Here is a 9,269-nt window from a genome sequence, read left to right as displayed (position 1 = left end):
GACTTCTGACTTCTGACTTCTGACTTCTGACTTCTGACTTCTGACTTCTGACTTCTGACTTCTGACTTCTGACTTCTGACTTCTGACTTCTGACTTCTGACTTCTGACTTCTGACTTCTGACTTCTGCTATATCAGTGATCAGCCATTTTAATGATGGACGTTGCTCCCGTTGCGGGATGATCTGAAAATTGTTGACAACCCCAAAGCTTCCACTCTTCACCCCTCTTCCCTCTCCCGATTTTGTCCTCATTTGCTACAACAGAAAACAACTGGGTATAAAAACTATATGCCAGGATAGATATTAGATGTGTGTTCTTCGGTGGTCATCATATTCGCTTCTTAAACATGGACAGTTGAAATTAGCACTATGAGTAAGGATTTAGACTTTAGCCCCCAGGGCTATGAAATTAAACAAGAGTTAGGACAAAATCACGCTGGGGGTAGAGTCACCTACCTGGCGACACAACTGGAGACTCAGCAACCTGTTGTGATTAAGCAGTTGCAGTTTTCCCAATTAGGCACTAGCTGGGCAGAATACGACACTTATGAACGAGAAATTAAACTCCTGCAGCAGCTCAATCATCCTAGCATTCCTCGCTATATCGATTCTTTTGACACTCCCACTGGATTTTGCTTAGTCCAAGAATATAAACCAGCACCTTCCCTCGCCGAAGATTACCACTGGACACCAGAAGAAGTTAAGCAAATTGCGATCGCTGTTTTGGAAGTCTTGGTTTACTTGCAACGGCGGCAACCTCCTGTGATTCATCGAGATATTAAACCAGAAAATATTTTGGTTGATAGACAGGGTAACTTGAAGGTGTATCTAGTAGACTTCGGTTTTGCCCGGATAGCAGGTGGGGATGTGACCCTCAGTAGCGTTGTTAAAGGTAGTGTAGGGTTTATGCCACCAGAGCAGATGTTTAATCGGCAATTGACCAAAGCATCTGATCTGTATAGCTTAGGGATAACCCTGATTTGCTTGCTGACAGGGACAAAATCTAGCGAAATCAACACCTTAGTTGATGAGAATTATCGGATTAATTTCAAACAACTGTTGCCCAAGCTAAATCCCCAGTTTATTCATTGGCTAGACAAAATGGTTGCACCTAACCTCAAACATCGCTATCCCGATGCCGCAACTGCCCTAAAAGCCCTGAAGCAGATTGATGTAGTGAATGATGTCACTCCTCTAAAAACACTATTGCGGGCTATACAACCAACAAAAGCAGTAGTAAAACTTGCCACCCTCAGCCTTGTGGCTGCTTCTTCATCGGCTATAACCTATGCCTGGCTCACCAGTCCAGCCAGACAGTTGCTAACCAGTGGAGAATGCCCAGGCTGCAATCTCCCAAACATCAACCTACAGGATAAGAACCTCAAGCAAGCTAAGCTGGAGGGGGCTAATCTCAGTGGTGCCGACCTAGAGGGGGCTAACCTGTGGAGAGCTAACCTCAGGGGGGCTAACCTGTGGGGAGCTAACCTAGAGGGGGCTAACCTAAACGGTGCTCGCTTGCATGGTGCTAACCTGGGCGGGGCTAACCTCAAGGGCGCTAACTTTGACATCAGGAGGGCTCAGCGCCAGGGCATTAACCTCAAGGGCGCAATTATGCCTGATGGCTCTGTAAATAAGTAGTTCATCGTGTCTGGTTGAATACTTATCATTCTGGGTTAATCGTCAATTGAAAATCGATAATTGAAATTGAAAATTAACAATTAACAATTAACAATTAACGATTAACCTAAATAGCAGTGATTAACCTGAATAGAGATGACTTATTAAATTGGACTAGTTAAATTGAAAGATGTGACCAGAACGAGCACGAGAGTATTTAACTGTTGCTATCTGGTTGGAGGAGCGATCGCGTAATGTGATCAATCCTGATTTATTGCTCAAGTGCATGTCTGATTGAGTTAAACGGGTGATGGGGAAGCGCTTAACTTCGTTAGGTTGGAGAATGCCACTCAGGAGTTGGGGACGATCTAGTTTATCTGCCATCTCCCAGCCAGTGAGGTCAATGGCTTCACTGGTCACATTCTTCAACTCAACCCACTCCCTTCCCCCTTCATCGGAGCCTTCAGGATTAGGTAATGCCGCTACGACTACCACAGGACCATCATTCTTAATGATACCCTCTTCTTTCACAACTTTACAATCAATATCCGGTTCTTGTGTGCCATCCTTGCTCAGGAATATGGGAAAGAAGGAACGAATAAAGTCGCCACGGCTACCATTAGGATTGGTACTGCGGTAGAGGACTAAATCGTAAGTGGCATCATTGATAGTAATTCGAGCCTTGTCACGAATTTTGCCGTAGACACTTTCATGCGGAGGCAACGGTTGCAAGCGCGATTTCACATTCAGGGCTTGGTCCAACAAAAAATCCGCCTTTCTTCTTGAACAATTTAGCAATAACATTGCCTCCCATATCAGTCACGTTTTGGGTCATTTGTAACGTGACAACGTTGGGATTATTCGGTCCTTGATTCCCTCGTAAGTCATACTTGTAGCCAAGAAAGTTGACTCGCTGATTTTGTTCATCAAGGTAGAATTTAACCCATGAGTGGTAACCAGATATAGTGCCAAGGGTTTCTCGTTGATCTCCAGAGCGGATATTGTATTTTCCTTCTCCAACAAATACATGCTCAAAGCCAGAAGCAAAGTGAGTTGATTTGCCCCTGAAGTAATTGGTGTAGAGTTCAAACCAGATTCGCTGTAGCTTGACTCTAAATTGCTGCTCCGAAAGAGTCTCACCTAACTCGTTAATATAGTTTCGGGCAAGCTGGATCGGTTTTGTAGAGAGAATCAGAGAAATGAAATCTAACTGCTCATGTTCTTCTTGTTCAGGAGTAAATTCTGGGTCAAGAGAGCGGATAGCGTAGTTATCTAAGAGTTTAATGAAACTGACATAGGTGCGGGTTTCATCGAACAATTTGTCTTCATTGACTTTATGGAATAAGGGTCGGGTGGCTAAGTCAATTTCCCGTTGACCGCTAGCTTTGACTTGCTCATCTAATAGAATGTCAGCAGTTTCGTCTTCCCATTCTCCGCAGCTAGTGCGAGTGCTAACCGAGAATTGGTTTTCGTCACTTTCCCAAATTTGTTGATAAATATTGGTTTCGCTCATGTCTCTCTTGTTTAAGTTAAATGATCTAAAAGTTGTTGAGGATATCTATGCCAACTTGAATGATTGACGGTCAACGGTCAACGGTCAATAAATCTATTCTAGGCTCAGTATTTTCACGAGACAGTACCCTTGAGGGTACTTTTTTATTGCTCAGTCACCCAGGGGATAATCTCAAATTTGATTTGTAGTGATACCAATTCTGTAAATTATGGCTACACATCAATTTCGTCTCCCCATTTACCCCATCTCCCCGCGCCCGATCCTCATTGAGATGGCGACAATGCAATAGACTTCGCGGCAGTTGTCGGGAACAGGGAACAGCGGATCTGGGAACAGTGGACAATAATTGACGCAAACACTATCAGAAAAATACTTTTGCAAGAGGTCTAATAGTTTTGCAGCACTTATACCACCTATTAAACTACCTTAACCCACTACACCCACTGCTACTACTTCGTGGCGACAATGCAATAGTTTTATAGCACCCACTAAACCCATTACCACTATTTCATTTACTAATCCTATTACCACCACTCCACCTATCCGACCCCCGATACTCCTTAAGATGGCAACAATGCAATAGTTTCAAAGCGCCCACACCACCTATTTAGCTAACTTGACCTACTACACCCACTGCTACTACTCCGTGAGATGGCGACAATGCAATAGTTTTTTCTAGCCCCTGGCATTTTTTCCAAAATCTGGTTATACTAATAGTATCGTTAAAGCAATGGTTTTACCGCCATGATGATTTCTACCGCACAAGCCGCTGATTTACTGGGTGTTTCCGCCACTCGCGTCCGTTACCTTCTGGGCAAAGGCAGAGTCAAAGGGGCGTATAAGGTGGGTAGAACTTGGGTGATTCCTCTGTTTGATGGCATGCCAGTGGTCACCCCTGGCACTCGCGGACCAAAGCGGAATTGGTCAAAGCGTACAAATTACACGAAGGCTGTAATCCACGTTAATCAGAAAGTCATTCGCCAAAATCACAACACCGGGGAACGCAATCCAGTGATTACGGTAAAACGAGGCTCTAAAAACATTTACGGTCATACGGTAGAAGTCAATGGCCCCTGTCGGGTGATGTATCGCCCTGATAATCCGCTACATTGTGGCGCAAGGGTCTGGATTGAGACTATCTCGGATTTTAAAGTTATTTGAGCCAGGACTTTCACGGGGTGACAAGCAGCTTGAAACCATGAACCAGCGAGGTTTAAATCACATTGACAGATCCTTTTCACGAAAAGGACAGGTATAGCATTTTTAGCTTAGATCTAAACCTAAGAGGTATTTTTTTATCCAATAAAACTCCGTATATCTTTCCCCTCCTGGGAGGGGTTAGGGGGGTTCCTCTTGCCTCTTGCCTTTTGCCTCTTGCTTTTTTATGGAATACATGTGTTGACAATCCAGATACAAACGCGCTTATGCGATTGACCTTGGCCTTTTGGCCTTTTGGCCACGCTACGCGAACGGCCACGCTACGCGAATGGTCACGCTACGCGAACGCTTAAGAACGATGAACCCTCACCCGCTTATCAGGCTTTTGCTTTCTGACCCAGGCTAAAAACTTCTGCATCTGAGGGTCATTTTTTAAGGCTTCACAGGTATTCAATTCCAGAGCTAAACGAGTATTTGGGAATAACGCATGTATTTGTCGGTGACAAGCAGGACAAATAGTAATCGTTGGACCAGGTTTCATCTTTTTTCGCTTAGTGTTTTGTCTAGGAATCAAGTGATGAACTGTCAATCGCTCTACATCTCTTCCGCAAAGTTCACAAGTCATTGATAATTATAAAAGTTCTGAATTTGGTGAGGTACTTTCGTCCTAATTTTTAGGGAGTAGGGAGTAGGGAGTAGGGAGTAGGGAGTAGGGAGTAGGGAGTAGGGAGTAGGCAAGAGGCAATAGGCAATAGGCAAGAGGCAATAGGCAATAGGCAATAGGGAAAAAATCCTGTGGACTTCATTACTACGATAACCGTAAAATCCTAAGTGTTGAACATCTCAAATAAACATGCTATATCATGAAAGCTTGGTCAATAATTTTATATCTAGTTATCGGTATAGTTATCGGTACTTTTTTAGGTATTATACTACAAAAGTCTGCTCAAGTAGACCAGTTGTTCAGACGCTACGGTATCCTCAGCACTTCCACCATTAAGGATAATCAAAGCAAACCAGTTCCTGCAAATTTTCAAGGCAAGATGTCCTTATTTATTTTGGCAGGACAGTCGAATATGTCAGGAAGTGGTAAGCTGACACCTGCTAGTTCTGTTACTCACCCCAGAGTTTTTGTTTTTGGAAACGATTACCGCTGGCATCTAGCCAAAGAACCGATTGATTCACCAAGTGGACAAGTTGATCACGTCTCGGAAGATAAGTCAGCTGGCGTCAGTCCAGGGATGGCGTTTGCTACTGAATTGCTCAAATACCATCCTGAACTGATTGTTGGTTTAATTCCCTGTGCTAAATGGGACTCTAGTATTCAACAGTGGCAAAGACATCTAAGTGAGGATACCTTGTATGGCTCTTGCTTAAAACGAGCCTATGCAGCTTCACTAATGGGAGAAATTAAAGGTTTACTATTCTTTCAGGGAGAAAGTGATGCCCTTAATCCTCAAGCCTACCCAAGTCGAAGATTGTTCCCTAATCAGTGGGCTGATAAATTTGTTACCTTGGTAAAAAATTTCCGTCAAGACCTAGGGAAACCTGAGTTACCAGTAGTTTTTGCTCAAATTGGCACCACTACTGATCCAGAAAAGCTCCCGAACTGGGAAACCGTGAAAGCGCAACAGGAAACAGTCCAGTTACCAGCTACTGGGATGATTACCACAGATGACTTGGTTTTGCAAGACCATGTCCACTTGACAACGGAAAGTTATTTGATTGTTGGAAAAAGATTTGCTAAAGCATTTTGGAAACTTACTGATGAGTGACATCATCTTTGGAATTTACTAGTCGAGGATTATGGCATCAATTAATTAATGAAAACCTGGACAGTTATTTCCTTTCTAGCTATCGGTCTTTTTCTTGGTATTCTTCTCCAGAAGTATTATCCAGTCGGTAAGTTTATCAAACGCTACGGTATTATTAGTCGCTTCTTAGTTAAGCATAAATCTGAGTCTCGGGAAATCAATGTGATTCCACCAGATTTTGAAGGCAAGATGTCCCTATTTATTTTGGCAGGACAGTCGAATATGTCCGGAACAGGTAAGCTAACACCTGCTAGTTCCGTTACTCACCCCAACGTTTTTGTGTTTGGAAACGATTACCGCTGGCATCTAGCCACCGAACCGATTGATTCACAAACCAAACAAGTTGATAAAGTTTCGGAAGATAAGTCAGCTGGGGTAGGTCCGGGGATGGCGTTTGCTACTGAATTATTGAAATACAATCCTGAGCTAATCATCGGTTTGATTCCTTGTGCCAAGTCTGGCAGTGCCATTCAACAGTGGCAAAGAAGCCTGAGTGAGGATACCCTTTATGGCTCTTGCTTAAAGCGAGTAGGTGCTGCTTCTGTGATGGGAGAAATCACCGGTATACTTTTCTTTCAAGGGGAAAAAGATGCTCAAAAGCCTTCTCAAGACTCAGATATAACGTTTTTCCCCAATCAGTGGGCTGATAAATTTGTTACCTTGGTAAAAGATTTCCGTCAAGACTTAGGTAAACCTGAGTTACCAGTAGTTTTTGCTCAAATTGGCACTACTACTGATCCAGAAACGCTCCCGAACTGGGAAACCGTGAAAGCTCAACAGGCAACAGTCCAGTTACCAGCTACTAGGATGATTACTACAGATGACTTGGCTTTACAAGACTATGTCCACTTGACAACCGAAAGTTATTTGATTGTTGGAAAACGATTTGCTAAAGCATTTTGGAAACTGACTCAAAGATAATACTCAAAGATAATAGGGTGCATCAAGACAGGGAAAACTACAGGAAACGTCGCCATTGATTCCGGTCAAGCTTGATGAACATCTTATCTAAAACAGTTCCAGGGTTTTTAATTGGTAGCATCGCCATCATTGCAGCAATTCCCACAGTGGTGATATCAACACCAGCTGCGAAAAGTATTGCGCAACAGATTACTGTCCGGATTGATGGTCCAAAACAGGGTGGGAGTGGGATAATTGTTGAACGCCAAGGAAATACATACTATATCCTGACTAATGCTCATGTGCTACAAAAAGCTGGCATCTACAGGATTCAAACCCCTGATGGCAATCGTTATCCTGTAGACTCCCGCTACATCAGACGGATGCCAGGGGTAGATTTAGCGATCTTACCTTTCATTAGCACCTTTAACTACCCAGTGGCTAGGTTAGGGAATTCCCAGCAAATCAGTACAGGTCAAAGGGTTTATGTGGCTGGATGGCCCCGTTCTGGAGGTGCTTCTCAACAACGGCGGTTTATTAATACTGAAGGACTGCTCACCGATGCTGCTTCTAAACTTCCTAGGGGATATGCTCTGAGTTATACCAATTTGGTGAGAGTTGGGATGAGTGGTGGACCGGTATTAGACCATCAGGGGCGGGTAATTGGCATTAATGGCATGGTCAGGTTAGTGGGTGATTCTGACACAATTGTGGCATCTGGGATTGCCATTGACACCTATTTAACCTGGCGCTCTCAGCTGAAACTGCCAACTCCTGTAAAGACTCCTCAAGTCGCTGTCTCTCCTACAGCTGCCTCTGCCAAGACCGGAACAGTTTTCTACAAGTTGGCCAATACCCTTAAAGTAGGGACTGGCTCAGTGAGTTCTGTGGCAATTGGCACCCTTGCTCAAGGGAGATCAGTAAAGGGATTGATGGCCGCTAGTGGTCATAGTGATGGCACTATCTCCCTGTGGAATCTGTCAACTGGTCAATTAATTCGTACCTGGCGAGGGCACGGTGGCGCAGTGAATGCTGTGGTGATTAGTCCGGATGGTCAAACTTTAGTCAGTGGCGGTGATGACCGTATGATCAAGACCTGGAATCTTAACACTGGTAAACCGTTAGTTACCCTGACTGGACATCAAGATACAGTGGCGACTTTAGCTTTCAGTGGCGATAGCAAAACTTTAGTTAGTGGCAGCTGGGACAATACTATTAAGATTTGGCAGGTGGCTAAGGGTCAACTGTTGCATACCCTTACCGGACATTTAGGTTCGGTGAATTCTGTTGAAATCTCTCCTGATGGCAAAACCTTAGTCAGTGGTTCTCAAGATACCACTATTCGGCTGTGGAATCTAGCTACAGGTAAGTTAGTGCGTATCTTCAAGGGACATTCTCGATCGGTATCGTCTGTAGCGATTAGTCTGGATGGGAAGACCTTAGCCAGTGGTGGAGGAGACGGGACGATTCGCTTGTGGAATCTTAACACTGGTAAACTGACTAGAACGTTGACGGGTCACACAGATGGGGTGTGGTCAGTAACGATTACTAGAGATGGAAGTACCTTGATTAGCGGTAGTTGGGATAAGACCATTAAGTTGTGGGATATGAGGAGCGCTCAGTTGAAAAGCACCTTAAATGGTCATTCGGGCTATGTTGTGGCTGTTGCTTTGAGCCAGGATAGTCAAACCCTAGTTAGTGGTGGTTGGGATCAGCAGATTAGAATTTGGAGAAAGGAAATGTCTAATTAACTTGAATTAACTTGAGTTGAAGTTAAGCGATTCGGCAAAGCCGTTCGCGTAGCGTGGCCTTCGGCCTCCGCTTCGCGAACGCACTCCTAAAGCAGTAATTGATAGCAAAGGGAACAGGGAACAGGGAGCAGGGAGTAGGGAGTAGGGAGTAGGGAGTAGGGAACAAAAATTATCACAATTCCTACACGGATTGCTAGATATCTGGTTAAAATTGGGTTCTGTTAATTGATAGGGTTGATCGCACTTATGAAGTAGAGTCTTTTTTGACGCTGATTCCCTCAAAACCCTCTTGACTATTGCCTTTAGCATGCATGCCTTTTGCCTTAAAAGGATAAGCAATGTCGCTCAAACGTTGCTGATAATTGCTATAAAAAATTGCTATAATAGATTTAGGGCGTGTCATCAATTAAGCCAGATTACGGCAGCAGCCAGATAAATTGCTCCTAGAAAGTTCTTGGCTCGCTTATCGTAGCGCGTCGCGTTCGCGAAGCGTGACCAAAGGTCAATCCCTCGATAT

General features: G+C 44.0%; 12 protein-coding genes. 6 read left to right on the top strand and 6 right to left on the bottom strand.

The window, feature by feature from the left end:
* On the bottom strand, nucleotides 1-221 hold a 221-nt coding region (locus F6K53_RS34130; RefSeq protein ID WP_293068361.1), incomplete at its 3' end, for a hypothetical protein.
* A 147-nt stretch (nucleotides 222-368) separates the two neighbouring features.
* Here F6K53_RS34130 and F6K53_RS34125 point away from each other — a divergent pair.
* Nucleotides 369-1,637: a serine/threonine-protein kinase gene (locus F6K53_RS34125; RefSeq protein WP_293021365.1), complete on the top strand. Its 1,269-nt coding sequence runs from the start codon at nucleotides 369-371 to the stop codon at nucleotides 1,635-1,637.
* Between the two features lie 153 nt (nucleotides 1,638-1,790).
* Here F6K53_RS34125 and F6K53_RS34120 read toward each other — a convergent pair whose 3' ends face one another.
* Both F6K53_RS34120 and F6K53_RS34115 read right to left on the bottom strand, forming a co-directional pair.
* Nucleotides 1,791-2,339, bottom strand: a complete 549-nt coding sequence (locus F6K53_RS34120) for a lamin tail domain-containing protein (protein WP_293083764.1) — start codon at nucleotides 2,337-2,339, stop codon at nucleotides 1,791-1,793.
* On the bottom strand, nucleotides 2,326-3,129 hold the full coding sequence (locus F6K53_RS34115) for a hypothetical protein (RefSeq protein WP_293083761.1): 804 nt from the start codon (nucleotides 3,127-3,129) through the stop codon (nucleotides 2,326-2,328). Before F6K53_RS34115 ends, F6K53_RS34120 begins: the two co-directional genes overlap by 14 nt.
* A 744-nt stretch (nucleotides 3,130-3,873) precedes the next feature.
* Between F6K53_RS34115 and F6K53_RS34110 the strand changes: the two genes are divergently transcribed.
* Both F6K53_RS34110 and F6K53_RS34105 read left to right on the top strand, forming a co-directional pair.
* Nucleotides 3,874-4,290, top strand: a complete 417-nt coding sequence (locus tag F6K53_RS34110) for a helix-turn-helix domain-containing protein (RefSeq protein ID WP_070393243.1) — start codon at nucleotides 3,874-3,876, stop codon at nucleotides 4,288-4,290.
* Nucleotides 4,291-4,496: 206 nt separating this feature from the next.
* Complete coding sequence (locus F6K53_RS34105; protein ID WP_293083758.1) at nucleotides 4,497-4,640, top strand: hypothetical protein; 144 nt, start codon at nucleotides 4,497-4,499, stop codon at nucleotides 4,638-4,640.
* On the opposite strand, the gene F6K53_RS34100 is transcribed toward F6K53_RS34105, so the two are convergent.
* Both F6K53_RS34100 and F6K53_RS34095 read right to left on the bottom strand, forming a co-directional pair.
* A complete protein-coding gene (locus F6K53_RS34100) occupies nucleotides 4,637-4,912 on the bottom strand; it encodes an HNH endonuclease (RefSeq protein ID WP_008177627.1) in 276 nt (91 codons plus the stop codon). The genes F6K53_RS34105 and F6K53_RS34100 overlap by 4 nt on opposite strands.
* Nucleotides 4,909-5,046 carry a hypothetical protein gene (locus F6K53_RS34095; protein ID WP_293083755.1) on the bottom strand — a complete coding sequence of 46 codons (138 nt, stop codon included), beginning with the start codon at nucleotides 5,044-5,046 and terminating at the stop codon, nucleotides 4,909-4,911. The genes F6K53_RS34100 and F6K53_RS34095 overlap by 4 nt, the downstream gene beginning before the upstream one ends.
* A 104-nt stretch (nucleotides 5,047-5,150) precedes the next feature.
* On the opposite strand from F6K53_RS34095, the gene F6K53_RS34090 reads away from it, so the two are divergent.
* The 3 genes from F6K53_RS34090 to F6K53_RS34080 all read left to right on the top strand — a co-directional run bounded on the left by F6K53_RS34090 (nucleotide 5,151) and on the right by F6K53_RS34080 (nucleotide 8,752).
* The gene (locus F6K53_RS34090) at nucleotides 5,151-6,062 is read left to right on the top strand and encodes a sialate O-acetylesterase (protein WP_293083752.1); all 912 of its coding nucleotides are present in this window, start codon (nucleotides 5,151-5,153) and stop codon (nucleotides 6,060-6,062) included.
* 48 nt (nucleotides 6,063-6,110) lie between these two features.
* The gene (locus tag F6K53_RS34085; protein WP_293083749.1) at nucleotides 6,111-7,022 is read left to right on the top strand and encodes a sialate O-acetylesterase; all 912 of its coding nucleotides are present in this window, start codon (nucleotides 6,111-6,113) and stop codon (nucleotides 7,020-7,022) included.
* A 74-nt stretch (nucleotides 7,023-7,096) separates the two neighbouring features.
* On the top strand, nucleotides 7,097-8,752 hold the full coding sequence (locus F6K53_RS34080; RefSeq protein WP_293083746.1) for a trypsin-like peptidase domain-containing protein: 1,656 nt from the start codon (nucleotides 7,097-7,099) through the stop codon (nucleotides 8,750-8,752).
* Between the two features lie 6 nt (nucleotides 8,753-8,758).
* Here F6K53_RS34080 and F6K53_RS34075 read toward each other — a convergent pair whose 3' ends face one another.
* Nucleotides 8,759-9,061: a hypothetical protein gene (locus tag F6K53_RS34075; protein ID WP_293083743.1), complete on the bottom strand. Its 303-nt coding sequence runs from the start codon at nucleotides 9,059-9,061 to the stop codon at nucleotides 8,759-8,761.
* Between the last annotated feature and the right edge of the window lie 208 nt (nucleotides 9,062-9,269).

Origin of the sequence: Moorena sp. SIO4A1 (assembly GCF_010672065.1) — a bacterium.
In the GTDB taxonomy this organism is placed as follows: domain Bacteria; phylum Cyanobacteriota; class Cyanobacteriia; order Cyanobacteriales; family Coleofasciculaceae; genus Moorena.
The sequence above is the reverse complement of the archived record's forward strand: the minus strand, read 5'-3'. Positions and strand labels throughout refer to the sequence as shown.